Below are 26,159 nucleotides of genomic sequence, written 5' to 3'. Positions count from 1 at the left end.
GGACGAAGCCGGGCCGCGTGACGTATGCGCGTCAGCGTCGCCGCGCGCGCAGCATCAGCCACGCGCAACCGCCGGCGACCAAGGCGAGGCCAAGCAGGACGGCCTCGACGCCGAGCGCAAACCCGGGCGGCATATCGCCCGTCTCCGGCATCGGCGACAGGTTGATGCCCATCGCGATGGCGCCGCCGGCGAGCAGCGCAGCGCAGACGATCCAGTAGACCTTGCCGCGCGGCGCCGCGGCCCGGATCCGCCACAGTGCGATGCCGGCTCCGCCGAGGTAGAGCACGGCGAGCGTGCCGAGCGCGATGACGTCGGAAGCGCTGCTTTGCAGGAGCCCGGTCATCGTGCGGCTCCGGCTCGGGTGGCGGACCGCCACGGCGCAGCGAATGCAGCGACATGCAGGTTCATTCGGCCTCCGTCGCGTGCCCCGGCGCACGGCTCAGCAGATGCGTGCGCTTGTCGGCCGCGAGCGACACGTAGCGTTCGTACTGGCGCAACACGTCGGCAATCACTTCGTCGCCGCGCAGGTATTCGATGTCGTAGCCGAGCCGCCCGTCCTCGAAGAAGGTAACGATCCCGTACACGTGTGCCCGTTCCGCTTCCGGCTCGGCCGCCTCGCGCACCAGGAACGCGGCTGCCGATTTCACTGTCACGCGCACGCCGTACACGAAATCGCGGTGGTCGGCGGTCGGCACGGTGAGGCGCACGGCATCGTCGCTGTCGCGCTGCACATTCGCATCGACGCCGCTCGCGCGCAACTCGCCGGCGACCTTGCGCAACGCGGGCTCGACCGTCTCGGCGACGAACTGGCGCGCTTCGGCTTCGGTCGTCTGCCGCAGGATGTGCGTCAGGCGGTGGCGCCAGTGCTGGCCGGTCCAGAAGCTCGTCGCGGGGGCGACGTCCTGCGAATAGTGCACGCGGTCGGCCGCGAGCCCGCGCCACAGCCCGTAGCAGAGCGCGATCATGATGATCGCGACCGGCAGCGCGGCGATCAATGTCATCGCCTGCAATGCGCCGAGCCCGCCTGCGACGAGCAGCACCGCGGCCGTCACGCCGAGCAGCGCGGCCCAGAACAGCCGTTGCCACACGGGCGAGTGCGCGTTGCCGCGCGTCGCGATCTGGTCGATCACGAACGCGCCCGAATCGGCGGACGTGACGAAGAACACCGCGATCAGCACGATCGCGGCGATCGACAGCAGTTGCGGCATCGGCAGGAAATCGAAGAAGCGGAACAGCAGTGCATCGACATTGGTGGCCGTCTGCGCGAGCGCGCCGGCCGCGCCGTGCGTATCGAGCCAGATCGCGCTGTTGCCGAACACGGTCATCCACACGAGGTTGAACGCGGTCGGCACGAGCAGCACGCCGATCACGAACTGGCGGATCGTGCGGCCGCGCGAGATGCGCGCGATGAACATGCCGACGAACGGCGACCACGATACCCACCATGCCCAGTAGAGGATCGTCCAGCCGCCGAACCAGCCTTCCTCGCGCGGCGGCGCGTACGCATACGTGCGGAACGACAGGTCGACGAGGTGCGACAGGTACTGGCCGACGTTGTCGCCGAGCGCGCGGAACAGGAACAGCGTGGGGCCCGCGACGACCACGAAGGCGAGCAACAGGAACGCCAGCAGCAGGTTCAGCTCGGACAGCCGCCGCACGCCCTTGTCGAGGCCGGTCGCGGCCGATACGCCCGCGAGGATCACGACGACCGCGACGAGCCCGATGCGAAACACGTTGCTGCCGGTGTCCCAGCCGGCGACGGTATGCAGGCCCGCGCTCAGCTGCATCACGCCGTAGCCGAGCGTCGTCGCGATACCGGCGACCGTGCCGACCAGCGCGAACGCGTCGACCGTGTGTCCGATCCAGCCGTTGATGCGCTCGCGCAGCACCGGATACAGCCCCGAGCGCAGCGTCAGCGGCAGGTTGTAGCGAAAGCCGAAGTACGCGAGCACAAGCCCCATCAGCCCGTAGATCGCCCACGCATGGAAGCCCCAGTGGAAGAACGTCATCAGCATCGCCTCGCGTGCGGCGGCGGGCGTGCCGGGGTCGACGGTCGGCGGCTTCAGGAAGTGCTGCATCGGCTCGCCGACGCCGAAATACATGAGGCCGATGCCCATGCCGGCCGCGAACAGCATCGCTGTCCACGACACGAAGCTGAATTCGGGTTCGGCGTCGTCGGGGCCGAGCCGGATGTTGCCGAAGTCGCTGGCGGCGATCAGCACGAGAAACACGAGGAAGCCGGTGACGGCGAGCACGTAGAACCAGTCGAAGCGCGCGATGACCCATTGCTGGCCGGCGGAGAACAGCGCGCCGGCTTCGCTCGGGAGCAGCGCGCACACGACGAGCAGCGCGCCGATGACCGCGAGCGCGGGCAGGACGACCTGCGGCTTGAACGTCGTGCGGGTCGAGGGACGGGAATCTGGCATGGCTGGCATCCAGTTGTGGGCGCAACGAGGCGCGACGCCGCCCGGCGCGCGTCGTGCGTCGGACCCTGATACGGCGTGCGTCGAGTGTACCGCGGTGTCAGGACTGCAAGAAGGGGGCATGCAGAGGGGAGAAACCTGACGAATTGTAAGGTATTGGGGAGATCGAGAAAACCCGCGTGGCTCGTGAGATGGGCGGACGAGGTGCTGAACACACCGCGGCGGGCGTGTAAATGGCGCCCGGACGGCACGCGTGGAATGCGCGAAATGCGTGTCGTCCGGGGCAGGGGCAGCGCGCCGAAGGCGCTGCCGCGATGGATCAGAAGGTGACGGCGATGCCGGCCATGCCGACGAACTGGCCGTGCGTCGTCGATGGCGTGAGCTGCTGCGAATCGCCGACGATCGGCGCCGCGTCGATGATGTGGCCGGCACCTTGTGCACCGAGCGTCTGCCCGCTCGAATGCGTGTACGCCTGCAGCGCATAGAGTGTCGTGCGCTTCGACAGGCTGTACGACTCCTTCAGCGAATACTGCTGGTAGCGGGCCGCACTGTTGACGCCGTTCGCCTTCGACGCAAGTGTGTACGCGAACGCACCGGCCACCGAGAACACCGGCGTGAAGCGGTACGCGGCGAGCGCGCCGTAGGTGTTGAATACGGCCGTGTCCGTGAACGCGGAGCCGTTGCCGGGCAGGTACTTCACGTTCGAATAGTTGAGACCCATCGTCAGGTCGCCGAGCGTGTAGTTGCCGGCCGCCGCGACCTGCTCGATGGCCTTCGCAGTCAGGTAGCCCTGGTTCAGCACGGATACCGCGAAGCTGCCCGATGCGGCGGTCGCCGGGTTCAGGAAGCCGGCCGACGAGCCCGAGCTGTTGATGCGCAGGTAGCCGGCCGCGACACCAATCGGGCCGTTCGCATAACGCAGCGCGGCGCTGAACGTGTTGCCCTTGCCGGTCGCGCCGGCAATGCCGCCGAATGCGTACATCGCGCTCGCGGTCAGCCCGGCGAAGGTCGGCGACGTGTAGGTGACCGAGTTGTTCACGCGGATCGTCGTGTCGAGGCCGTCGATGTCGCCCGGATGCGCGCCCGTCGCGCCGGTCAGCCAGCTGCTCGAGGCGTATGGGCCGACGAACAGGAAGTAGGGCGTGTACTGGCGCCCGGCCGTCATCGTGCCGTAGTGATCGTTGCGCAGGCCGACGAACGCCTGGCGATTGAAGATCAGGCCGGCGGCCGATTGCGCGCCGTTGTTCAGGTTGAAGCCGGACTGCAGGTCGAAGATCGCATGCGTGCCGCCGCCGAGATCCTCGTCGCCGCGCAGCCCGAACTTCGACGCATACAGGTTGCCGTCGCGCATGTAGATGTTCGAATGGCCCTGCTGGTTGTTCACGTAAGCGAGCGAATCGTCGACGACGCCATACAGCGTCACGCTGCTCTGCGCGTGGGCAGCGGTCGTGCCGAGCGACGCGGCCGATAAAATCAGGATTGCAAAGCGGTTGACGGGTGCTTTCATTGTCGATCTCCAGATCTCTTCATCTTTTCAAGGTGGACGGGAGGCTCGGTCGCCTCCTCTGTGGCGGTCGACGGGCCGCGTGAACGGCCCGCCTGGCGTGCGATGACGCGGTTCAGCTATCGAATGCGACGACGAGGCGGCGCCATGCGCCGTCCGGCGCATCCTGCTCGACGCGCGCGCCGCGCACGGCGACCGGGCCTTGCAGCGACGCGGGCAGCAGGATCTCGACGCGGTCGGACGGGCGCGCCGGGCGGCCGTCCCAGCGTACCGATACGCCGAGCGCGCCCGACGCCTCGCGGCCCGTTTCGATGCGCCACAGCCCGTATTCGCCGTCGCGCCATGCTTCCGTCTCGCCGTCGTCCTCGACGCATTCGCCGTATGCGACACCGTCCTCGATGCGCGGCGCGACGAGGAAGCCGCGCGTGTCGGCACGCGCGCTGAAATGCTGTTCCGCGACGTTCAGCGGCAGCACGCGGCCTTCACGCAACAACATCACCGGTGTATCGAACGGCGCGGGCAGCGTCACGCTCGTGCCGCCGTCGAACGACTGTGCGCTCGCGCAGCACATCCAGCGCGCGCCCGACGGCAGGTAGACGGCGCGTTCGGTCAGGCCGGGATCGACGACCGGTGCGACGAGCAGCGCGTCGCCGAGCATCATGTCGTCGCACGCGTCGTAGCAGCGCGCGTCGCCGGGGAAATCGGCGAAGGTCGGCCGCAGCACGGGCTCGTAGCGCGTGGTCGACAGCCACAGCAGGTGATAGAGGTAGGGCAGCAGCCGGTAGCGCTGCTTGATCAGCGACGCGATCTGCGCGGTGGTCTCCGGGTACATCCACGGCTCGTTGACGGTGCCGTCGTCGTTCCACGAATGGATGCTGAAGCGCGGCATGAAGATGCCGAACTGCACCCAGCGCAGCAGCAGTTCCGGCGACGGCGCGGGCCCGGAGAAGCCGCCGATGTCGTGGCCGATGTTCGACACGCCCGACAGCGCGAGCCCGAGGCCCATCTTCAGGTTGTAGCGCAAGGTTTCCCACGACGTGGTGTTGTCGCCGGACCAGGTCTGCACATAGCGCTGCATGCCGGCGCCGCCGGAGCGCGACACGAGGAACGGCCGCTGCGCCGGCGCATGCGCGCGCTGCGCTTCGCGCGACGCGCGCATCATCAGCATCGTCTGCAGCACTTTCGCCTCGCGCGCCGGAAACGGCTGGCCGAAGCCGTGTGCGATCGCGTCGGGCGACCAGATCTCGTACTCGTTGTTGTCGTTCCAGGTCGACTCGATTCCGTATTCGAGCAGCGCCGACGTGACCTGCTCGCGCCACCAGCGGTACGCGTCAGGCTGCGTAAAGTCGAGATACGCACCGACTTCGTCCCAGAACTGCACCCATGCAGGCTCGCCGGACGCCGAGCGGATCAGCAGCCCGCGCCTTGCCGCGTCTTCGAATGCGGGATGGTCGCGCAGCAGGCACGGCTTGATGTTCGCGCACAGGCGGATGCCGTGGTCGCGGTAATGCTTCACGAAGCCCTTCGCGTCGGGAAACTTGTCGCGGTTCCAGTTGAACACGTAGCGCTTCGCGCCGATCGACGTATAGCCCGACGACAGGTGGAACGAATCGCACAGGATGTCGTGCGTGTCGCACTGTTCGACGAACTGGTTCATCTGCTGCTGCGCGTCCGGCGCATCGGTGTAGCTCATCGTCGAGCCCGAATAGCCGAGCCCCCATTTCGGCGTGCGCGCGGGGCGCCCCGTCAGCCACGTGAAGCGCCGGGCGGCCGCGAGCGGCGTGTCGGGCGACGCGATGAAGTAGTAGTCGAGATCGCCGTGCTCGGCGACGAAATAGCGGTACGGGCCGTGATAGTTGTCGAGCTCGCGGCCCATGTCGAACGAGCAGTCCGACAGCGTGTCGTAGAACAGCCCGAACCCCTGGCATGCATCGGGCGACCACGTGATGTAGAAGGGAATGTGCTTGTACAGCGGGTCGGTGTGCTTCGCGCTGTAGCCCATCGCGTCGATGTTGCGCATCTCGAAGCGTGCGCCGGTGCGGTCGAGGTCGCCCGCGCGTTCGCCGAGGCCGAACACCTTGTCGCCGCGCTCGCGAGCGACGTAGTGATACGCGCGATCGTCCCACCAGCCGAAGTTGTACGCCTGCGTCGCGCGGTCGGCGAGTGCGACGCGCCACGCGCCGTCCGCGCCGCGCATCGACCACGTGCAGTGGCCGCCTTGCTTGCGCACCGCGACGCGGATCTGCGCGGTTTCGATGCACACGAGGTCGTCGTCTTCGACGAGCGTATAGGCGGGCAGGGCGAAGCCGTCGAGGTCGAGACGGTCGCGCCCGTCGAGCGGCACGTCGTCGAGGCCCGGCGCGATCGACCACGTGCGCGGGTTGCGTGCCGTCGCGTCGGGCAGTACGCGCACCCGCACGATGTCGTCCTCGAGCACGAAGATCTCGACGGTTGCGCCCGCCTCGGACGCGAGCAGCACACGGTTCGCGAGCTGGCCGGCGACGCGGAACACGGGCGGATGAAGAAGCGAAGTCATGAATGCGATTCCTGGTGAGAGCGAAGGTCAGGCGTGCCGTGCGAGCAGGCGTTCCTGCTTCGACTGCCCGCGGATCAGCACCGCGAGCAGCGTGACGCCGATGATGTCGAACAGGCCGAGGCACGCGAACAGCGGCGCATAGCCGATCTTGTCGGCGAGCGCGCCGACCAGCAGCGAGAAACCGAGCCCGCCGATCCACGCGGCCATCCCGGCGAAGCCGCTCGCGGTGCCGACTTCCTCGGGATCGAACACGTCGGCCGACAGCGTGTTGACGAGCGCGGAGATCATCTGGTGCGCGAAGCCGCCGACGCAGAACAGCGCGATGGCCGTGTACGGCGACGCCACGAGCCCGATCATCGCGGGCCCGAGCATCAGCACCGCGCCGAGCGCGACGCCGGCAACGCGCGACCACACGAGCGGCAACTCGAACCGCTTGGCCAGATACGGCGACAGGTAGCCGCCCGCGATGCCGCCGAGGTCGGCCGCGAGAAACGGCATCCACGCGAAGATCGCGATCTGCTTGAGTTCCATGTGGCGCTCAGTCGCGAGATACAGCGGGATCCAGAAGCTGAAGGTCTGCCACGCGGGCTCGGCGAAGAAGCGCGGCAGCGCGATGGCCCAGAAGCGCCGTGCGGTGACGACGTCGCGGATGCGGCGCTTCGACACGGGCGGCATCGTCGCCTGGCCGTCGCGGATCAGCGCGCGCTCCTGCGGCGTAATGCGCGGATGGTCCGACGGCGACCGGTATTGCGTGTACCAGAGCGCGGCCCACACGAAGCCGAGCGCGCCGGTGGCCATGAACGCGGCCTGCCAGCCGTACCGCATCGACAGGAACACGACGAGCGGCGGCGCGATCGCGGCGCCGAGCGACGTGCCCGCGTTGAAATAGCCGACCGCGACGGATTTCTCGCGATCGGGAAACCATTCGGCAACCGCCTTCATCCCCGACGGAATCGCGGCGGCTTCGAACAGGCCCAGGAAGCCGCGCAGGACGCCGAGCGACAGCCAGCCCGACGCGAAGCCGTGCGCGACGCCGACCACCGACCACAGCATCGCGAACAACGCGAACCCGAGCCGCAGCCCGATCAGGTCGACGACGAAGCCGCACACCGGCTGCATGATCGTGTAACCGATCTGGAACGCGCCGACGATGTACGAATACTGCTGCGTCGAGATCGAAAAGACCTGCTTCAGCTCGGGGGCGAGCACCGCGAGGGAATTCCGTGCGAGGTAGTTGAGGATCGTGCCGAGACATACGAGCACGATGATCCACCAACGCAACGCCTTGACTGTCTTCACTGCTGTCTCCTGTCGGGCAGGGCCGGCGCGTGGCGCCGGCCCGATCCATGACGACCATCCGTTCGGGATGGCTTGTTTTCGCTTTATTTGTACGATGTCCGATCTTGATTGGCGCCATTTTTTCCGATTTGAGTCGGAATAATGGTGTTCAAGCGAACATTTCACCTTCGTTGAAGGCCAATGTTATCTGACGACTGATCATTTTCGAACATCCTATGTTCGAATTCGAATCCGGTCAACGTGAAATTGCATTCGAACGAACTTGCTCGGGGTTTTCCCGATATGCGAGGGCAATCAACGCCCGTGGCGACGGACGGCGATCACGCGCCAAAGGCCCGTGCGGCGGGGCTGTGCGGGTGTCGGGCGAGCGACGGGCGCGGGATGGGGCGTGACAACCCTGATGAAAATTTATTTCTTTTTGAGATTGGAGTTGTGTAAATTCATTTTCATCTTCCTTGCAACAACCCTTCGCATGACGCTTCTCGTTCCGCACGACGCCAGTCACGACGAACCCGCGATCGCCGAGCGGATCGCGTCGGCGATGCCGTTGATGACGCCGATCCATCGCCGCATGGGCGAGTTCGTGCTCGCGAATCCGTTCCGCGCGGCGACGATGCGCATCGACGAACTCGCGCAGGCCGTGAATGCGTCGATCGCGACCGCGAACCGCTTCGCGAAGGCGCTCGGTTTCGACGGCTATCCGGCGATGCGCGCGGCGCTCGTGCGCGGCTTCGAGGCGACGCTCGGGCCGGTCGAGCGGCTGCGTTCCGCGCAGGAGCAGGAACCGGGCGTACGCGGTGCCGCATGGATCGACGCGGTCTTCGACCAGGCGGTCGCGAACATCGAGAACACGCGCGCGCAACTGGACGCGGCCGATGTCGAAGCCGCGGTCGAGGCGATCGTCGGCGCGCGGCGCGTGCTGATCCTCGGCGCGGGGTCGAGCGCGTTTCTCACCGGGCTGATGGAGCACGGGCTGTCCGTCTGTCATGACAACGTGCAGTCGCTCGCGCTGCTCGGCGGCCCGTCGCACGCGGCGCGGCGCCTCTATACGGCCGACTCGCGCGATCTCGTGATCGCGCTAGCGTTTCCGCGTTATGTGAAGGACACGATCGAACTCGCCCGTCGCGCGGCCGCACGCGGTGCGCGCGTACTGGGTATCTCCGACGGCCCGCAATCGCCGCTTGCACCGGTCGCGTCGCTGAACCTGTACGTCAAGGCCGAACGGCGCTTCGCGGCCACGTCGGAAGCGGCCGTGCTCGCGATGATCGAGGCGCTGATCGACGCGGTCGCGCTGCGCACGCACCGGTCCGCGAAATCCGCGGCCGAGATGACCGAATTCCTGCTGCCGTGGCTCATGCAGCCGCAAGCGACGCCGCCGGCCGCCAACCCTTCTTCTCACCGTCCGAAAAAAACATGACTTCACCCGCGATCGTTGCGATTCACGGCGGCGCAGGCACCATCCTGCGCGAGGCGATGGATTCCGACACCGAACGTCAGTACCGTGCCGAACTGACCGCGATCCTGGAGGCCGCGCAACAGGTGCTGGCCGACGGCGGCAGCGCGCTCGACGCCGTCACCGTCGCGGTGCGGATGCTCGAGGACTGCCCGCTGTTCAATGCCGGGCGCGGCGCCGTCTATACGGCCGAAGGCAAGCACGAGCTCGACGCGGCGGTCATGGATGGCGCGACGCTCGGCGCCGGCGCGATCTGCTGCGCGACGCGCGTGCGCAATCCGGTGCTTGCCGCGCGGCGCGTGATGGAAGCAAGCGAGCATGTGCTGTTCGCGGGTGAGGGCGCCGATGCGTTCGCGGCCGCACAGGGGCTCGAACTCGCGGAACCGGGCTATTTCGACACCGAGGCGCGTCACGCGCAGTGGGTCAAGGCGCGCGCAGCGGCCGGCATGATGCTCGACCACGACGCGGCATCGTTAGCATTCGGCGCGTCACAATCGCAGCCGCAACCCGCCGAACCGCTCGATCCGGACCGCAAGCACGGCACGGTCGGCGCGGTCGCGTGCGACCGGCACGGCCACATCGCGGCGGCGACGTCGACGGGCGGCATCACGAACAAGCAGCCGGGGCGTGTCGGCGATTCGCCGATCATCGGCGCGGGCTGCTACGCGGACGACGCAACGTGCGCGGTATCGTCGACGGGCACCGGCGAGATGTTCATCCGGCTCGCGACCGCACATGATGTGGCTGCGCAGATCGCGTATCGCGGCGCATCGCTCGCCGACGCCGCGCACGACGTCGTGATGAACAAGCTGCCGCGCCTCGCCGGCCGTGGCGGGATCATCGCGGTCGACGCGCACGGCAACGTCGCGATGCCGTTCAACACCGAAGGGATGTACCGCGGCTACGCGCGCGTAGGTGAAGCGCCGGTGGTCGGCATCTATCGCGACGACGACACGGCCTGAAAGCGGACCGCACGAGGAGGAGACCCACGATGACTTCGAGCCGTAACCCGTCCGGCCTGGTGCTGCCCGAGCAGCGCGTGGTGGCCGTCGACGACCTGTCGGTCACGTTCCGCCGCGAAGGTGCGACGTTCGACGCGGTGCGCAACGTGTCGTTTCACGTCGATCGCGGCGAGACGCTCGCGATCGTCGGCGAATCGGGCTCGGGCAAGTCGGTCACGTCGCTCGCGCTGATGCGGCTCGTCGAGCACGGCGGCGGCGCGATCACGAACGGCCGGATCGCATTCCGCCGGCGCGGCGGCGCGCTCGTCGATCTCGCGCAGGCGAGCGGCTCGACGATGCGCGGCATTCGCGGCGCGGATATCGCGATGATCTTCCAGGAGCCGATGACGTCGCTGAACCCGGTGTTCACGGTCGGCGACCAGATCAGCGAGGCGATCGCGCTGCATCAGTCTAAAAGCGCGACGGAAGCGCGCGCGGAGACGCTGCGGCTGCTCGAACTCGTGCGCATTCCGGAGGCGCGCCGCGTGTTCGCGCGCTATCCGCACCAGTTGTCGGGCGGGATGCGGCAGCGCGTGATGATCGCGATGGCGCTGTCGTGCCGGCCTTCGCTGCTGATCGCCGACGAGCCGACCACCGCGCTCGACGTGACGATCCAGGCGCAGATCCTGCAACTCGTGCGCGGGCTGCAGGACGAAATGAACATGGGCGTGATCTTCATCACGCACGACATGGGCGTGGTGGCCGAAGTGGCCGACCGCGTGCTCGTGATGTATCGCGGCGAGAAGGTCGAGGAGGGCGAATCGGATCGCATCTTCGCGGCGCCCGAGCATCGCTACACGCGCGCGCTGCTCGCGGCCGTGCCGAAGCTCGGTTCGATGCAGGGCACCGACGCACCCGAGAAATTCCCGCTGCTGAAGGTGGAGGGCGCGAGCGCGGCAGCACCGGCGGCGAACGGCGAGGCGCAGCCGCCCGTCGATCAGTCGGCGTCGCCGATCCTGCGCGTGAGCGATCTCGTGACGCGCTTTCCGGTGAAGAGCGGCGTGTTCGGTCGCGTGTCGCAATACGTGCATGCGGTCGAGCGCGTGAGCTTCGAACTGCGCGCGGGCGAGACGCTCGCGCTGGTCGGCGAATCGGGCTGCGGCAAGTCGACCACCGGCCGCTCGCTGCTGCGCCTCGTCGAATCGCAGAGCGGCTCGATCGAATTCGACGGCCGCGACATCAGCGCGATGAAGGGCGCGGACCTGCAGGCGCTGCGCCGGAACATCCAGTTCATCTTCCAGGATCCGTTCGCGTCGCTGAATCCGCGCCTGACCGTCGGCTTCTCGATCATGGAGCCGCTGCTGGTGCACGGCGTCGCGAGCGGCCGTGAAGCGCAGGCGCGCGTCGACTGGCTGCTCGACAAGGTCGGCCTGCCGCCGGAGGCCGCGCGCCGTTATCCGCATGAATTCTCGGGTGGCCAGCGCCAGCGGATCGCGATCGCGCGTGCGCTCGCGCTGAACCCGAAGGTCGTGATCGCCGACGAATCGGTGTCGGCGCTCGACGTGTCGGTGCAGGCGCAGATCGTCAACCTGATGCTCGACCTGCAGCGCGAGCTCGGCGTCGCGTACCTGTTCATCTCGCACGACATGGCCGTGGTCGAACGCATCAGCCATCGCGTCGCGGTGATGTATCTCGGCCAGATCGTCGAGATCGGCCCGCGCCGCGCCGTGTTCGAGGCACCGCAGCACCCCTATACGAAGAAGCTGATGAGCGCGGTGCCGGTGGCCGACCCCGCGCGCCGGCATGCGCCGCGCCAGCTCGCGGCGGACGAGATTCCCAGCCCGATCCGCGCGGTCGGCGACGAGCCCGCCGTCGCGCCGCTCGTCGCGGTCGGCCCCGATCATTACGTCGCAACGCACCGCGTCGGCGGCGCGTACTGAAGGAATGCATCGCCACGGCGATGCGCGAGCTTGCAGGAAGTCGAAACCGAAACGCCCGTGAGGCGTCACCGATTCACCGATAGGAGCCCAGCAAAATGACCAAGCAGCATCCGTTTCCGATGTTTCGTCCGCGCGCGTGTTTCGTCGCGCTTGCCGGCGCGTTCGCGCTGTCGGCCGCGGTGCCCGCGTTCGCGCAGCAGACCGCGGTGATGGCGGTGGACTCGACGTTCACGACGATGGATCCGTACGACGCGAACGATACGGTGTCGCAGGCCGTCGTGAAGTCGTTCTACCAGGGGCTGTTCGGCTTCGACAAGGACATGAAGCTCGTCAACGTGCTGGCGACCAGCTACGACGCGAGCCCCGATGCGAAGGTCTACACGATCAAGCTGCGCCAGGGCGTGAAATTCCACGACGGCACCGATTTCAACGCGGCGGCCGTGAAGGCGAACTTCGACCGCGTGACCGATCCCGCGAACCATCTGAAGCGCTACAACATGTTCCGCGTGATCGAGAAGACCGAAGTGGTCGATCCGTACACGGTGAAGATCACGCTGCGCGAGCCGTTCTCGGCGCTGATCAACACGCTCGCGCACCCGTCGGCCGTGATGATCTCGCCGGCCGCGCTGAAGAAGTGGGGCCGCGACATCGCGCTGCATCCGGTCGGCACGGGCCCGTTCGAGTTCGTCGAATGGAAGCAGACCGACGACCTGAAGGTGAAGAAGTTCGCCGGCTACTGGAAGAAGGGCTATCCGAAGATCGACGCGATCGACTGGAAGCCGGTGGTCGACAACAACACGCGGGCGGCGCTGATCAAGACGGGCGAAGCCGATTTCGCGTTCCGCATCCCGTTCGAGCAGGCGGTCGACCTGAAGGGCAACCCGAAGGTCGACATCGTCGAGCGGGCGTCGATCGTGCAGCGCTACGTGTCGCTGAACATGCAGCAGAAGCCGTTCGACAACCCGAAGGTGCGCCAGGCGCTGAACTATGCGGTGAACAAGGAAGCGCTCGCGAAGGTCGCGTTCTCCGGCTTCGCGACGCCGTCGACCGGCGTGGTGCCGCAGGGTGTCGACTACGCGACGAAGCTGGGCCCGTGGCCGTACGACCCGGCGAAGGCGCGCGCGCTGCTGAAGGAGGCCGGCTATCCGAACGGCTTCGAGACGACGCTGTGGTCCGCGTATAACAACTCGACGTCGCAGAAGGCGATCCAGTTCGTGCAGCAGCAGCTCGCGCAGGTCGGCGTGAAGGTGCAGGTGCAGGCGCTGGAAGCCGGCGAGCGCGTCGCGAAGGTCGAGAGCGCGCCGGATCCGGCGAAGGCGCCGGTGCGGATGTACTACATCGGCTGGTCGTCGTCGACCGGCGAGGCGAACTGGGCGATCACGCCGCTGCTCGCCGGCGCGTCGGCGCCGCCGAAGCTCGTCAACACCGCGTACTACAAGAACGACACGGTCGACGGCGATCTGACGAAGGCGCTGGAGACGGTCGATCGCGCGAAGAAGACCGACCTCTACGCCGATGCGCAGAAGCAGATCTGGGCCGATGCACCGTGGATCTTCCTCGTGCAGGAGAAGATCGTGTATGCGCGCAGCAAGCGGCTGCAGGGCGCGTACGTGATGCCGGACGGCTCGTTCAACTTCGACGAAATCTCGCTGAAATGACAGTGGTGATGACGGCGGTTCGTCCGCCATGCGGTGCCGGCGGCGCAAGCCGCCGGCACGCTGATTCGATCGGTGCCTCATGCTGAATTTTCTCGTCAAACGCCTGTTCGGCCTGCTGCCCACGCTCGCGATCGTCGCGGTGCTGGTGTTTCTGTTCGTCCACCTGCTGCCGGGCGATCCGGCGCGGCTCGCGGCCGGCCCCGAAGCCGACGACGCGACGGTCGCGCTCGTGCGTGCCGATCTCGGACTCGACCGGCCGCTGCCCGCGCAGTTCGTGAACTTCTTCACGAAGATCGCGCACGGCGACTTCGGCATGTCGACGCGCAGCAAGCGGCCGGTCTCGACCGAGATCGGCGAGCGCTTCATGCCGACGCTGATGCTGACGCTCGTCAGCATGGTGTGGGCGACGGCCTTCGGGATGGCGATCGGGATCGCGTCGGCGGTGTGGCGCAACCGCTGGCCGGACCGCCTCGGCATGACGCTCGCGGTGTCGGGCATCTCGTTTCCCGCGTTCGCGCTCGGCATGCTGCTGATGGAAATCTTCTCGGTGAAGCTCGGCTGGCTGCCGGTCGTGCCGGACGGCTCGTGGAAGAGCTACGTGCTGCCGTCGCTGACGCTCGGCGCCGCGGTCGCGGCCGTGATGGCGCGCTTCACGCGCGCGTCGTTCGTCGAGGTGCTGAACGAGGATTTCGTCCGCACCGCGCGTGCGAAGGGTGTGCACGAGCCGATGGTGGTGCTCAAGCACTGCCTGCGCAACGCGATGATCCCGGTCGTCACGATGATGGGGCTGCAGTTCGGCTTCCTGCTCGGCGGCTCGATCGTCGTCGAGGTCGTGTTCAACTGGCCGGGGCTCGGGCGCCTGCTCGTCGATGCGGTGACGATGCGCGACTACCCGGTGATCCAGGCGATCGTATTGCTGTTTTCGCTCGAGTTCATCCTGATCAACCTGACCGTCGACGTGCTGTACGCGGTCATCAACCCGACCATCCGGTTCAAGTGAGGCGCGCATGAACGCGACAGTCCCGACCGCGGCGCCGGCCGCACCGACCGCGATCCGCACGCCGTGGCGCGAATTCTGGCGCAAGTTCCGCAAGCAGACCGTCGCGCTCGTCGCGGGCGGCTTCGTGCTGGCGCTTGTCGTGCTGGCGTTCGTCGGCCCGCACATCGTGCCGTTCGATCCGGAAAACTATTTCGACTACGACGCGCTGAACGCGGGGCCGTCGGCCGTGCACTGGTTCGGTGTCGATTCGCTCGGCCGCGACATCTTCAGCCGGATCATCGCGGGCACGCGCATCTCGCTCGCGGCCGGCTTTTTCTCGGTCGCGCTCGGCGCGGTGATCGGCACGTTCTTCGGGCTGCTCGCCGGCTACTACGAAGGCTGGTGGGACCGCATCACGATGCGCGTGGCCGACGTGCTGTTCGCGTTCCCGGGCATCCTGCTCGCGATCGGCGTGGTGGCGATCCTCGGTAACGGGATGGTCAACGTGATCTGCGCGGTCGCGATCTTCAGCATCCCGGCGTTCGCGCGGCTCGTGCGCGGCAACACGCTGATGCTCAAGCACATGACCTATGTCGAGGCCGCGCGCAGCATCGGCGCGTCGGACCGGACGATCATCATGCGGCACATCCTGCCGGGCACCGTGTCGTCGGTCGTCGTCTACTTCACGATGCGGATCGGCACGTCGATCATCACGGCCGCGAGCCTGTCGTTCCTCGGGCTCGGCGCGCAGCCGCCGACGCCGGAGTGGGGCGCGATGCTCAACGAGGCGCGTGCGGACATGGTGACGGCGCCGCACATCGCGATCTTCCCGAGCCTCGCGATCTTCCTGACCGTGCTCGCGTTCAACCTGCTCGGCGACGGGCTGCGCGACGCGCTCGATCCCAAGCTGGAGCGCCGCTGATGCGCAGTGCACCGATGTGGGCGGCAACGCTGCCGGCCGGGCCGCGCGGCACGATCGCCGACGTGCCGGGTGTGACGGTCGGCCATTGCACGCTTGATGCCGGCAACGTGCAGACGGGTGTGACGGTCGTGAAGCCGCATCCGGGTGACGTGTACCGCAGCAAGGTACCGGCGGGGGCTGCGGTGATCAACGGCTTCGGCAAGAGTGTCGGGCTCGTGCAGGTCGACGAGCTCGGCACGCTCGAGACGCCGATCGCACTGACCAATACGTTCGGCGTCGGCGCGGTCGCGCAGGCGCAGATCCGCGCGGCGATCGCGGCGAATCCGCAGATCGGCCGCGACTGGTCGACCGTCAACCCGCTCGTGTTCGAGTGCAACGACGGCTACCTGAACGATATCCAGGCATTCGCGGTCACGGCCGCGCATTACGACGACGCGTACCGCGCGGCATCGCGCGACGTCGCACGCGGCGCGGTGGGCGCCGGGCGCGGGATGTCGAGCTTCGACCTGAAGGGCGGGATCGGTTCGGCATCGTGCGTCGCCGTCGCGGCCGGCAGGCCCTATACGGTCGGCGCACTCGTGCTCGCGAATTTCGGCCGGCTGCCGATGCTGACGCTCGGCGGTGTGCCGGTCGGGCGCATCGCCGCGCAACGGCGTGCGGCCGCGGCCGCGCACGCGGCGGCGCCCGAGCAGGGCTCGATCATCCTGCTGCTGGCCACCGATGCGCCGCTCGATGCGCGACAACTGTCGCGGCTCGCACGCCGTGCAGGTGCGGGGCTGGCCCGCACGGGCTCGGTCTACGGGCACGGCAGCGGCGACATCGCGCTCGCATTCTCCACCGCATACACGATCGCGCACGACGCATCGACCATCGCGCTACCGGCCCTCGTCGCCGATGCCGCGCTCGACCCGCTGTTCATGGCCGCGGCCGAAAGCGTCGAACACGCGATCGCCGATGCGTTGCTGCAGGCCGTGACGGTGGCGGGGCGCGACGGCCACATGCGGCAATCGCTGCGCGATGCGGTGCCCGATCTCGATCGCCTGTTCAACGAAGGCCACGAAGGACGTCTTACCCAGTCATGAAGATCCTGATTTCGACCGATATCGAAGGCGTCGCCGGCGTATTCGCCACCGAGCAGACGCGCGCCGGCAATCCGGAATACGAGCGCGCGCGCCGCTGGATGACCGCCGAGGCGAACGCGGCGATCGAAGGCGCGTTCACGGGCGGCGCGCAGGCCGTGTGGGTCAACGATTCGCACGGCGGCTTTCGCAACCTGCTGCCCGACGGGCTCGATGCGCGTGCGCGCGTCGTGCTCGGCAAGCCGCGCACGCTCGGGATGATGGCGGGCCTCGAACAGCAGCCCGATCTCGTGTTCATGATCGGCTATCACGCGAAATCGCAGACGCGCGGCGTACTCGCGCACACGATCAACAGCTTCGCGTTCACGCAGGTGTGGCTGAACGGCGTCGAACTCGGCGAAGCCGGGCTGTACGGTGCGCTGGCGCGGGAATACGGCGCGCACGTCGCGCTGGCCACGGGTGACGACGTGTTCACGGAGGAAACGCAACCGCTGTTTCCGGATGCGCATTTCGAGACGATCAAGACGGCCGGCGGCGCATCGAGCGGCGATACGCTCACGCCCGCCGCGTCATGTGCGCGGATCGCAACCGCCGCGCGCGAAACGGTCGCGCACGCAGTGTCGGCAGGCGTGCGCGCCGGCGCCCATCGGCCCGCGCCGGCCGCGTGCACGCTGCGCGTGCAGACGGCGGCGCTGGCCGACCTGTTCTGCGTGCTGCCGTCGCTCGAGCGCGTCGATGCGGTGACGCTGCGCTTCGACGGGCCGTCGGTCGAGCATGTGGTGCGCACGCTGAACAGTTTGTCGGCGATGTCGTTCATGCTGCGGTGATGCGTGTCGTCGCCGTGCCGCTTGCGCGCCGCGCGTCGTCAGGGGTTGCCGACCGGGCTCGCCGTCGAGGCGAGCAGGAACGCTTCCATCGCCGCGACCAGCGCGAGCGGCGTCTCGTTCATCGGATAGTGGCCCGCATTGCGCAGCACGTCGACGGTGGCGAGCGGATAGCGCCGCAGGTAGGTGCGGGCCATCAACGCCGCGTCGAACGCCGGATCGTGCTCGCCGATGAGCACTTTCACCGGATGGATGCCGGCGATCTCGTCGCTGAAATCCGTATCGGCCCACGCGCGGAAGTACGCGCTGAACGCAGATGGCGACGAACGGGCTGCCGAATACGCGGCTTTCCACTCGACCCAGGCGGCGGGCAGCCGGCCGCCGGTGCTGCGATCGATGATGGTCCGGCGATCGGCGACGTGGTCGGCCGCGCGCTCGAATAGCGCGCGTTTCTCCGCGTCGAACGGCAAGCCGCCGCACGGCACGGGCGTGACCGGCACCAGCGCGCGCACGCGCCCGGGCGCCATGACGGCGACTTTCTCGGCCGCCATTGCGCCCATCGAGTGGCCGACGATGCTGAAGGTCGCGAAATCGAGTGCGTCGGCCAGCGCGAGCGCGTCGGCGGCGATCTCGTCGATCGTGTAGTCGCCCGCTGCGTCGCGCATGCGGCCGTAACCTCGGTAGTCCATGAATACATAGCTGAAATGCTCGCGCGACAGCCACGCTTCGACGGGTTCGAACGCGCGGGCGTCGCCGAACCAGCCGGGCAGTACAAGAACAGGGTGGGGGCCGTCCCCCACGCGATGAAACGTATTCGGCATGTCCGCTCCGATGCAGTGGTAATCCGGCCGATCAGGCCGACGGGTCTTGCGGCCGTCAGGTCGCGCAAGGGTGGAGCGGATCGTAGATCGCGCGAAGGAGACCCGCCTTCGATATAGGGTCATTGATGATGGAATTCGGGCCGTGAGAAATACGCTGCTAGATCCCTACGAAAACATTCCCCGGAGCGTGGTCGTGACCGCGAACGACTATGCGGCGGGCACGACGTTTCCGGATCACGCGCACGGGCGCGGGCAATTCGCGTTCGCGTCGCGCGGCACGATCAGCGTGTCGACGCCGCACGGGCGCTGGCTGGTGCCGCCGCAGCGCGCGTGCTGGGTGCCGGCCGGCGTGCGGCACGAAATGACGATGACCGGGCCGGTCACGATGCTCAACACGTTCGTGGCCGCAGACGCCGCGCTGGAGGCGGGTCTGCCCGCGCAGTGCGGCGTGTATGGCGTATCGGCGCTGCTGCGCCAACTGATCGACGATGCGATCGACCTGCCGGCCCTGTACGACGTCGACGGGCGCGCGGGCAAGCTGATGGCGCTGCTGGTCGCGGAAATCGCGACGATGCCGCGCCTGTCGCTGCATGCGCCGCTGCCTGCCGACGCACGGCTGGCGAAGGTGTGCCGGCACCTGCTCGCATCGCCGTCGATCGCGGCCGATCTCGACCAGGTGGCCGCCGACGCGGGTGTGAGCCGTCGCACGTTCACGCGGCAGTTTCGCGCGCAGACGGGCGTGAGTTTTGCCGCATGGCGCCAACAGGTGTGCATGCTCGCGGCGATCGCACGCCTGAGCGACGGGCAATCGGTGACGCGCGTCGCGCTCGATCTCGGGTACGCGAGCGCCAGCGCGTTCACGTCGGCGTTTCGCCGCATTCTGGGCGACACGCCGAGCCGCTATCTGGAGATTCGGCGCTAACCGGAACGAATCGGCGCGCGCCACGCCCGTGCGCCGGCTGGCACAAAAAAATACGCGCCTGCCAATTTCGGTCAGACGCGTTTAAAGGCACTCGGTCAGAAAAAATGCGCGCACAGCCTGCCGGGCGGTGTCGCGCATTACATATGTAATTATTGCTGGTCGCGATTCAATTCCGTTGAGGCGTTGCGGATAACGAAGAATACGCCGCATAACGCGCAAACGATATCCTGCCGGACCGACGAGTGATGTGCGGTCGCAGCATGCGTTTCAATCGCGCGTTCGATTCGGGAGACAGAGGCATGTGACAACGGGCATGGGCACCCGTGACCCGGCGCGATGCGCCGCAGCATCGAATGATGCGACGGAGCATGAAAAACGCCGCGTGCCGCGATGCCTGTTGGTATCGCGCCACGCGGCGGTGCGGTAGCGGGCGAAACCGGCGTGCGCCGGCCCGCGCGTCACACGTCGAAGAACACGGTTTCGTCCGGCCCCTGCATGCGGATGTCGAAGCGGTAGACGACCGGGCGGCCCGGCTGCGCATCGCGTTTCGCGACGAGCGTCGCGCGGCGCTCGGCCGGCACCGCGTTCAGCACGGGGTCGGCCGCGTTCGCGGCGGCTTCGTCGTCGAAGTACACGCGTGTGAACGCGTGGGTGAGGATCCCGCGCATCATCACGGTCACGTTGATGTGCGGCGCTTCGCCGGCGGCGATACGGCCCGGTTTTACCGTCTCGACGACGAAACGCTGCTGCGCATCGGTGCCGGTGCCGACCCGCGCGAAACCCGTGAAGCCGGATTTCGCGATGTCGTCGCGCGACGCCGGGTAGCGGCCCGCGCCGTCCACCTGCGTGAATTCGAGCACCGCGTCGCCGACGACGTTGCCGTCACCGTCGAACACCTGGCCGACCAGCAGCACGTGCTCGCCTTCGGCGTGTGCAGCGGCGATCGTCGGCGTGAACAGGCTCTTCAGGTCGTAGTCGTATTGCTGCGGGCACAGGCCGTACGCGAAGTACGGGCCGACCGTCTGCGAAGGGGTTTGCTTCAGCGTCGTCATGGTTCAGCGCTCCATCGGGGTAGCGTCGCGGCCGCGCAGCACGATGTCGAATTCGTAGCCGAGCGCATAGCCTTCTTCGGTGATGTCCATCGAGAAGCGCGAGATCAGGCGATCGCGCGCGGCCTCGGGCGTGCCCTGGAAGATCGGGTCGTACGCGAGCAGCGGGTCGCCGGGGAAGTACATCTGCGTGACGAGACGCGAGCCGAAGTAATCGCCGAACAGCGAGAAATGGATGTGATTCGGGCGCCACGCGTTCGGATGGTTGCCCCACGGATACGCGCCGGGCTTGATCGTCAGGAAGCGGTAGCGGCCTTCGTCGTCGGTCAGGCAGCGGCCCGCGCCGAGGAAGTTCGGGTCGAGCGGCGCATCGTGCTGGTCGACCTTGTGCACGTAGCGGCCGGCCGCGTTCGCCTGCCACACCTCGACGAGCGTGTTGCGCACGGGCTTGCCGCCTTCGTCGAGCACGCGGCCCGTGACGACCATGCGTTCGCCGAGCGGCTCGCCGTTCTTCACGGCGTTCTTCGTCAGGTCATGGTCGAGCGCGCCGAGATCTTCGGCGCCGTAGACGGGCGCGTACTGGTCGCGCAGTTTCTCTTTCAGCGGGATCAGCGGGCGGGTCGGGCCGCGCTTCACCGACGAACGGTACTCGGGGTGGACATAGGCCGGATGCGACGGCCAGTCGCGCGGCGTGAGGATCGTGGGGGAATCCATCGGGCGTCTCCTGATAGGTATTTCGCGAAGTGGATGGCACGACTTTAGCCAATCCGGAAAGTTATGCAAAATGACCTTTTTTCGCGAATCGCATAACCGTTCGTTATGTTCGACGCACCAATGAAAATTCCGCCGGACAGGATGCCTGTCCGGCGGAAAAAGCGATCGGGCTTCGCGTCGTCGGTGACGACCCCGTGCACGGCCCTCCAGCCAACCCGTCGCCGCTTTTTTGTGTTGTCGTTCTTGTTGTTATCCGGTCTCCCTGAGCGCCTGTTATGACTGGCGGCCGGGATCAAACACGATCCCGTCGAATTCGAGTGACAGCGTGCCGCTGCGCAGCAGTGCGGCCGGCGTCGCGTCCCGATCGGCACCGAGCACGTCGCTCACGTAGTCCGCGCAGAAGCCGCGCCGCGTCCGCAGGTTGAAGCGGTTGCCGAGCAGCGCGTCGATTCGCCGTTCAGCGGTTGCATGCACCTGGCGCTGCGCATCGGCGGTCGGTGCCGCGATGCGGCGTGCCAGCGCGATGCGTCCGCCGTCGGTACGGGCCACGAAGCGCGACAGCGGCGTGAGCTTCGTCCACGCAAACGCGGATTCGGCGATCACGGGCTCGTCGCCCGACGTATCGACGACGATGCCGAAGCGATTGGCCCACGCACCCGTGGTGCCTGCCGCGTCGCGCGGTGCATTCGCCGGCACGCGGATGAACACGAGATCCCCGACGTGCGCGCTGGCGGCCAGCGTACGGACCGTAGCGAGCGGCATCGTGCGATCGGTGTCGCGGGCATCGCGCGGGGCGGTGTGATGCGATTCGTAGGCGGCGATTTCGGTTCGGGTGGTCATTTCGGCTCCGTCGTTCGGTGACAGCACGGAGCGGATTATGCAGACAAGTATCCGAAAGTGTTCATCTGCCTGCACAAGTGGCCTAATATCTGACCTGGAGCACCATTTTTCGATACCAACATGACTGAAACCGCCCAACTCATCGAAACGCTGAAGCGCCAGTTGAAGGCGCAGGGCATGACTTACCGCGATGTCGCGCGTGCCCTCGACGTCTCCGAGACGAGCGTGAAGCGGCTGTTCGCCAGCGGCCGCTTTACGCTGGAGCGTGTCGTGGAGATCGCCCAACTGCTCGGCTACACGCTGGCCGAGCTTGTGCAGGAAGCATCGGCGTCTGCGCCGAGGCTGCACGTGCTGACCGAGCAGCAGGAGGCGTTGCTGGTGTCGGACGAGAAATTGCTCGTCGTCGCCGTTTGCGCGATCAACTACTGGACCGTGCAGGACATCGTGTCGGCCTATCAGGTGACGAAGGCCGAGTGCGTGAAATACCTGCTGATGCTCGACCGGATGAACGTCGTCGCGCTGCTGCCGGGCGACCGGATTCGCGTGCGCGTCGCGCGCGATTTCGACTGGCTGCCGGGCGGGCCGATCCGCCGCTATTTCCATGCGCATGCGCTTGGCGATTTTCTCGACAGCCGCTTCGACCGCGACGGCGAGACGATGACGTTCTCGCAGGGGATGCTGACGGAGGCCGCCGCTGCGGAGCTCGACCTGGAGTTGCGCCGGTTGCGCAGCAAGGCGGCCGCGCTGCACGCGGAATCGTCGTCCGCGCCGCTCGCGCAGAAGCACGGGACGAGCTTGCTGATCGCGAAGCGGATGTGGGAGCCGGCCAGTTTTCAGGCGTTGCGGCGCGTCGCGTCGTGATACATCGTCGAGTGCTTGGGACTATCCGGAAAGTTATGCAAAATGGCATTTCACCGTCAATCGCATAACCACCCGTTATGAATAATCGTATCGCCGACGGCCGCGTCAAGTTCCGGCACCTGCAGTGCTTTCTCGCCGTCGCGCAGCTGGGCGGCGTGCAGAAGGCCGCGGAAAGCCTGTCGATCACGCAGCCGGCCGTCTCGAAGACGATCGCCGAGCTGGAGGCGATCCTCGGCGTGAAGCTGTTCGAGCGCGGCCGGCAGGGCGCGCAGCCGACCCGCGAGGCGCAGTTGTTCATGCCGCACGCGAACGCGTGCGTGCTGGCGCTGCGGCAAGGGGTCGGGCTGCTCGCGCGCGAAGGCGGGGCCGCCGCCGCGACGCTGGAAATCGGCATGCTGCCGACCGTCGCGGCATCGCTCGCGCCCGCGTTGATGAAGGCGCTCGCCGAGCGCTGGCCGCGCGTCGTCGTGCGGATCGCGACGGCCGCGAACGCCGATCTGCTCGAGCGCCTGAAGTCCGGCGCGATCGAGTGCGCGATCGGGCGGCTGTCGGAGCCGGAGCGGATGATCGGGCTCGCGTTCGAGCAGTTGTACAACGAGCCGCTCGTTGCTGTCGTGCGCGCCGGGCATCCGCTGCTTTCGAGCGCGGCGCCGGCGGCCGAGCTCGCGCGCTATCCGGTCGTGCTGCCGCCGTTCGGCACGCTGATCCGCCAATCGGCCGAGCAACTGCTCGGCGCCTGCGGTGTGCCGCCGCTGGATTCGTTCATCGAGGTGCTGTCGGTATCGGTCGCGCGCGCGCTGGCGCTCGAGAACGATGCGGTCTGGTTCGTGCCGCTCTATGCGGCCGAATACGATTTGTCGGCCGGAGCGCTGGCACGCCTGCCGCTGCCGTCGGCGGGCACCGACGAGCCGGTCGGGCTCGTGTTGCGCACCGATGCGCAGCCGTCGCCGGTCGCGCGGACGCTGATCGATGCCGTGCGCGACATCGCGCGGTCGCGGTTCGGCGACACGCGCGCACGCGGGGCCTCACGCGCCGCGCGCAAACCGGCGCGTCGCGACGATTGACCCGGCGGACCGCGCGGCAAGCGCGGCCCGTTCCCGGCTGCCGGATTGGCCATCCGGTCAGTAGCAGGCCTCGTGGTGCTTGGCGTATCGTACCGATTTTGGTGCGATTGGTGTCAAGACGATGACGAGACAGCAGATCCAGGTCACGCTCGGCGTGCGGTTCTTCCAGACGGTCCGTGGCAACGAGCCGGTGCGCGAATGGCTGAAGGCGCTCGGGCAAGCGGAGCGAAGGGCGATCGGCGAAGAGATCAAGACCGTTCAACTGGGCTGGCCGCTCGGCATGCCGCTGGTCCGGAAGATCGCGCAGGATCTGTGGGAGATCCGCGTGATGTTGCCGGGGCGGAGCGCCCGCGTGCTGTTTACGGTCGTCAGCGGCGCGATGGTCCTGCTGCATGGCTTCTTCAAGCAGTCGCGGGCCACGCCGTCGGACGATCTCGATGTCACCGTTGTGCGCCTGAAAGCGCTGACGCGCGCCATCCGAATTTACCGGTTGTGCTGGAACGCACCGTCGTCGACGGTCAGGCAGCCGGCAACGCCATGCACTGGAGTACCCCATGACGACCACGAACAATCCGCATATCGGCAGCGATTTCGATACCTTCCTCGAGGAGGACGGCAATCTCGAAGCGGCCACCGCCACCGCGATCAAGCGCGTGATCGCCTGGCAGATCGGGCAGGAAATGAAGGCGCAGCACATCACGAAAACCGCGATGGCCGCGCGGATGAAAACCAGCCGCGCCGCGCTCAACCGTCTGCTCGACGAAACCGACACGAGCCTCACGCTGGCGACGCTCGCGAGCGCGGCCGCCGCACTCGGCAAACGGCTCAGCTTCGAGCTGGTGCCCGCCTGACGGGCGTGAAGAATCGGTGTACGGCCGAGTCCGCGACCATCCGTGCGATGCGCACGGCGGAATGGCCGGCAAGCCGGCCAGCGATTCGGTCGTCGATTCGCTCATGATCAGCCGGCGCGTCGCCGCAAGCGGGCGAGTGCCGGCCCGCGCGCGCATGCCGGGTCATTGACGCGGCCCGGCCATCTGCAGATAGAGCAGCGCACCGCCCGCGAGCATCAGCGGGCACAGGATGTACCAGCCGGTCGTCAGGAACAGCCCGGCGACCGCGACCAGAGAAATCCATGCACATCGGCGCGCGATGCCGCCACGCGGCAGCAGTTTCAGCGCGGCGGCTGCGCCGAGCCCATACACCATCACGAAGCATCCGGACGTGACGAGCACGAGCGGCTTCGGTCCGACGTCCGACAGCGTCGTCGCAGCCAGTGCGACGGCTGCGAGCACAGCGATCACGCCGAGACTGCGGCGCGGGACGCCGCCGACCTGGCTGCCTTGCGCGAGCCACGCGGGCAACGCGCCGTCGCGACCGAGCGCCGCGCCGAGCTTGGCCGCGCCCGCGAAATACGCGTTCATCGTGCCGAGCGTGAGCAACAGCGCGCCCGCGGCGGCCAGCACCTGCGCGTGGCCGCCGATGCCGCCCGCGATCAGTTCGGCGAGCGGCGCACCCGATGCGCCCGCGGACGGCCCGAGCACCGTCACGCTCGCGGCGGCGACTGACAGATACAGGAACCCGACCACCACGACCGCGATCCCGGCCGAGCGCGGCATGTCGTGCGCGGGCCGGCGGAATTCGGCCGCGAGATGCGTGATCGCTTCCCAGCCGGCGAAACTCCACACGAGCAGCGCGGCGGCCTGGCCGACCGCGAGCCAGCCGTGCGGCGCGAACGGATGCAGGTTCACGGTGCGCGCATGCGGCGCGGAGGCGAGCACCGCGGCGAGCAGCAGCGTGACGAGCAGTGCCGACAAGACGAGCTGCATGCGGCCCGAAACGGTGACGCCGAATGCATTCGCGGCCGACACGGTCGCGATCAGCGCGGCAGCCGTGACGATGATCGTCGTGTGCCCGCCGCCCGTGACGGCCGCGACGTATGCGCCGCCGAACATCGCGGCGGCCGGCGCACCGGCCGGTACCGCGAAGTAGAAGCACCAGCCGACGATCGCCGCGGCTTTCGGCCCGAACGCGCGCCGCGCGTAAGTCGACACCCCGCCTGAATCGGGATAGCGCGCGCCGAGTGCGGCGAAGGTGGCCGCGAGCGGCCCGGACAGCACGACGAGCGCGGCCCATGCGAGAAGCGAGGCCGGGCCCGCGACGTCGGCAGCCAGGGCGGGCAGTGCGATCACGCCGGTGCCAAGCACCGCGCCGATATAGAGCGCGGCGCCCTGGAAAATCGTCAGCGAGCCCGAGTGATGAGCGGCGGGCGAATCGGCATGCGAGGGCATGGGCAGCAGTCTCCGGAAGTCTTGTTGTGTTTGGGCGCGCGC

Annotated in this window: 22 protein-coding genes and 1 pseudogene; 13 read left to right on the top strand and 10 right to left on the bottom strand. The window is 67.7% G+C overall.

The window, feature by feature from the left end:
* Nucleotides 1-31: 31 nt before the first annotated feature.
* The 5 genes from BCO18175_RS21050 to BCO18175_RS21030 all read right to left on the bottom strand — a co-directional run bounded on the left by BCO18175_RS21050 (nucleotide 32) and on the right by BCO18175_RS21030 (nucleotide 7,762).
* On the bottom strand, nucleotides 32-343 hold the full coding sequence (locus BCO18175_RS21050; protein WP_174983693.1) for a hypothetical protein: 312 nt from the start codon (nucleotides 341-343) through the stop codon (nucleotides 32-34).
* Nucleotides 344-404: 61 nt separating this feature from the next.
* Nucleotides 405-2,426, bottom strand: a complete 2,022-nt coding sequence (locus BCO18175_RS21045; protein WP_174983691.1) for a BCCT family transporter — start codon at nucleotides 2,424-2,426, stop codon at nucleotides 405-407.
* Nucleotides 2,427-2,742: 316 nt separating this feature from the next.
* On the bottom strand, nucleotides 2,743-3,930 hold the full coding sequence (locus BCO18175_RS21040; protein WP_174983689.1) for a porin: 1,188 nt from the start codon (nucleotides 3,928-3,930) through the stop codon (nucleotides 2,743-2,745).
* A 112-nt stretch (nucleotides 3,931-4,042) separates the two neighbouring features.
* Nucleotides 4,043-6,463, bottom strand: a complete 2,421-nt coding sequence (locus BCO18175_RS21035) for a glycoside hydrolase family 31 protein (RefSeq protein WP_174983688.1) — start codon at nucleotides 6,461-6,463, stop codon at nucleotides 4,043-4,045.
* Nucleotides 6,464-6,490: 27 nt separating this feature from the next.
* Nucleotides 6,491-7,762, bottom strand: coding sequence for an MFS transporter (locus tag BCO18175_RS21030; RefSeq protein WP_174910591.1), 1,272 nt, complete (start codon nucleotides 7,760-7,762; stop codon nucleotides 6,491-6,493).
* A 472-nt stretch (nucleotides 7,763-8,234) separates the two neighbouring features.
* On the opposite strand from BCO18175_RS21030, the gene BCO18175_RS21025 reads away from it, so the two are divergent.
* From BCO18175_RS21025 to BCO18175_RS20990, 8 genes are all read left to right on the top strand, one after another.
* A complete protein-coding gene (locus tag BCO18175_RS21025) occupies nucleotides 8,235-9,179 on the top strand; it encodes a MurR/RpiR family transcriptional regulator (RefSeq protein WP_174984012.1) in 945 nt (314 codons plus the stop codon).
* Nucleotides 9,176-10,177, top strand: coding sequence for an isoaspartyl peptidase/L-asparaginase family protein (locus BCO18175_RS21020; protein WP_174983686.1), 1,002 nt, complete (start codon nucleotides 9,176-9,178; stop codon nucleotides 10,175-10,177). Before BCO18175_RS21025 ends, BCO18175_RS21020 begins: the two co-directional genes overlap by 4 nt.
* 29 nt (nucleotides 10,178-10,206) lie before the next feature.
* Nucleotides 10,207-12,096, top strand: coding sequence for a dipeptide ABC transporter ATP-binding protein (locus BCO18175_RS21015; protein ID WP_174983683.1), 1,890 nt, complete (start codon nucleotides 10,207-10,209; stop codon nucleotides 12,094-12,096).
* 95 nt (nucleotides 12,097-12,191) lie between these two features.
* Complete coding sequence (gene gsiB / locus BCO18175_RS21010) at nucleotides 12,192-13,754, top strand: glutathione ABC transporter substrate-binding protein GsiB (RefSeq protein WP_174983681.1); 1,563 nt, start codon at nucleotides 12,192-12,194, stop codon at nucleotides 13,752-13,754.
* Between the two features lie 79 nt (nucleotides 13,755-13,833).
* On the top strand, nucleotides 13,834-14,754 hold the full coding sequence (gsiC, locus tag BCO18175_RS21005) for a glutathione ABC transporter permease GsiC (protein WP_174910576.1): 921 nt from the start codon (nucleotides 13,834-13,836) through the stop codon (nucleotides 14,752-14,754).
* Between the two features lie 7 nt (nucleotides 14,755-14,761).
* Nucleotides 14,762-15,655 carry a glutathione ABC transporter permease GsiD gene (gene gsiD / locus BCO18175_RS21000; RefSeq protein ID WP_174983679.1) on the top strand — a complete coding sequence of 298 codons (894 nt, stop codon included), beginning with the start codon at nucleotides 14,762-14,764 and terminating at the stop codon, nucleotides 15,653-15,655.
* Complete coding sequence (locus BCO18175_RS20995; protein ID WP_174983678.1) at nucleotides 15,655-16,737, top strand: DmpA family aminopeptidase; 1,083 nt, start codon at nucleotides 15,655-15,657, stop codon at nucleotides 16,735-16,737. Before gsiD ends, BCO18175_RS20995 begins: the two co-directional genes overlap by 1 nt.
* The gene (locus BCO18175_RS20990) at nucleotides 16,734-17,561 is read left to right on the top strand and encodes a M55 family metallopeptidase (protein WP_174983676.1); all 828 of its coding nucleotides are present in this window, start codon (nucleotides 16,734-16,736) and stop codon (nucleotides 17,559-17,561) included. Before BCO18175_RS20995 ends, BCO18175_RS20990 begins: the two co-directional genes overlap by 4 nt.
* A 38-nt stretch (nucleotides 17,562-17,599) precedes the next feature.
* Here BCO18175_RS20990 and BCO18175_RS20985 read toward each other — a convergent pair whose 3' ends face one another.
* Nucleotides 17,600-18,379, bottom strand: coding sequence for an alpha/beta fold hydrolase (locus BCO18175_RS20985; RefSeq protein WP_174983674.1), 780 nt, complete (start codon nucleotides 18,377-18,379; stop codon nucleotides 17,600-17,602).
* 142 nt (nucleotides 18,380-18,521) lie between these two features.
* On the opposite strand from BCO18175_RS20985, the gene BCO18175_RS20980 reads away from it, so the two are divergent.
* Complete coding sequence (locus BCO18175_RS20980; protein WP_174983672.1) at nucleotides 18,522-19,301, top strand: AraC family transcriptional regulator; 780 nt, start codon at nucleotides 18,522-18,524, stop codon at nucleotides 19,299-19,301.
* Between the two features lie 458 nt (nucleotides 19,302-19,759).
* Here BCO18175_RS20980 and pcaG read toward each other — a convergent pair whose 3' ends face one another.
* From pcaG to BCO18175_RS20965, 3 genes are all read right to left on the bottom strand, one after another.
* Nucleotides 19,760-20,353: a protocatechuate 3,4-dioxygenase subunit alpha gene (gene pcaG, locus BCO18175_RS20975; protein ID WP_059732799.1), complete on the bottom strand. Its 594-nt coding sequence runs from the start codon at nucleotides 20,351-20,353 to the stop codon at nucleotides 19,760-19,762.
* 3 nt (nucleotides 20,354-20,356) lie between these two features.
* A complete protein-coding gene (gene pcaH / locus BCO18175_RS20970) occupies nucleotides 20,357-21,064 on the bottom strand; it encodes a protocatechuate 3,4-dioxygenase subunit beta (protein ID WP_006489685.1) in 708 nt (235 codons plus the stop codon).
* A 273-nt stretch (nucleotides 21,065-21,337) separates the two neighbouring features.
* On the bottom strand, nucleotides 21,338-21,904 hold the full coding sequence (locus BCO18175_RS20965) for a YiiX/YebB-like N1pC/P60 family cysteine hydrolase (RefSeq protein WP_174983670.1): 567 nt from the start codon (nucleotides 21,902-21,904) through the stop codon (nucleotides 21,338-21,340).
* Nucleotides 21,905-22,024: 120 nt separating this feature from the next.
* On the opposite strand from BCO18175_RS20965, the gene BCO18175_RS20960 reads away from it, so the two are divergent.
* The 4 genes and pseudogenes from BCO18175_RS20960 to BCO18175_RS20945 all read left to right on the top strand — a co-directional run bounded on the left by BCO18175_RS20960 (nucleotide 22,025) and on the right by BCO18175_RS20945 (nucleotide 24,680).
* Entirely contained in the window at nucleotides 22,025-22,765 is a 741-nt protein-coding gene (locus BCO18175_RS20960; protein WP_174969384.1) for a helix-turn-helix domain-containing protein, read from the top strand.
* Between the two features lie 77 nt (nucleotides 22,766-22,842).
* On the top strand, nucleotides 22,843-23,829 hold the full coding sequence (gene pcaQ, locus BCO18175_RS20955; protein ID WP_174983668.1) for a pca operon transcription factor PcaQ: 987 nt from the start codon (nucleotides 22,843-22,845) through the stop codon (nucleotides 23,827-23,829).
* Nucleotides 23,830-23,950: 121 nt separating this feature from the next.
* Nucleotides 23,951-24,307 (top strand): annotated as a pseudogene (locus tag BCO18175_RS20950) (type II toxin-antitoxin system RelE/ParE family toxin); the annotation flags it as partial.
* A 76-nt stretch (nucleotides 24,308-24,383) separates the two neighbouring features.
* Nucleotides 24,384-24,680, top strand: a complete 297-nt coding sequence (locus BCO18175_RS20945; protein ID WP_011355454.1) for an XRE family transcriptional regulator — start codon at nucleotides 24,384-24,386, stop codon at nucleotides 24,678-24,680.
* Nucleotides 24,681-24,842: 162 nt separating this feature from the next.
* Here BCO18175_RS20945 and BCO18175_RS20940 read toward each other — a convergent pair whose 3' ends face one another.
* On the bottom strand, nucleotides 24,843-26,117 hold the full coding sequence (locus BCO18175_RS20940; protein WP_174983666.1) for an APC family permease: 1,275 nt from the start codon (nucleotides 26,115-26,117) through the stop codon (nucleotides 24,843-24,845).
* Nucleotides 26,118-26,159: the final 42 nt, after the last annotated feature.

Source organism: Burkholderia lata (genome assembly GCF_902499335.1).
GTDB lineage: Bacteria > Pseudomonadota > Gammaproteobacteria > Burkholderiales > Burkholderiaceae > Burkholderia > Burkholderia lata_B.
This window is presented reverse-complemented; position numbering and strand designations above follow the sequence as displayed.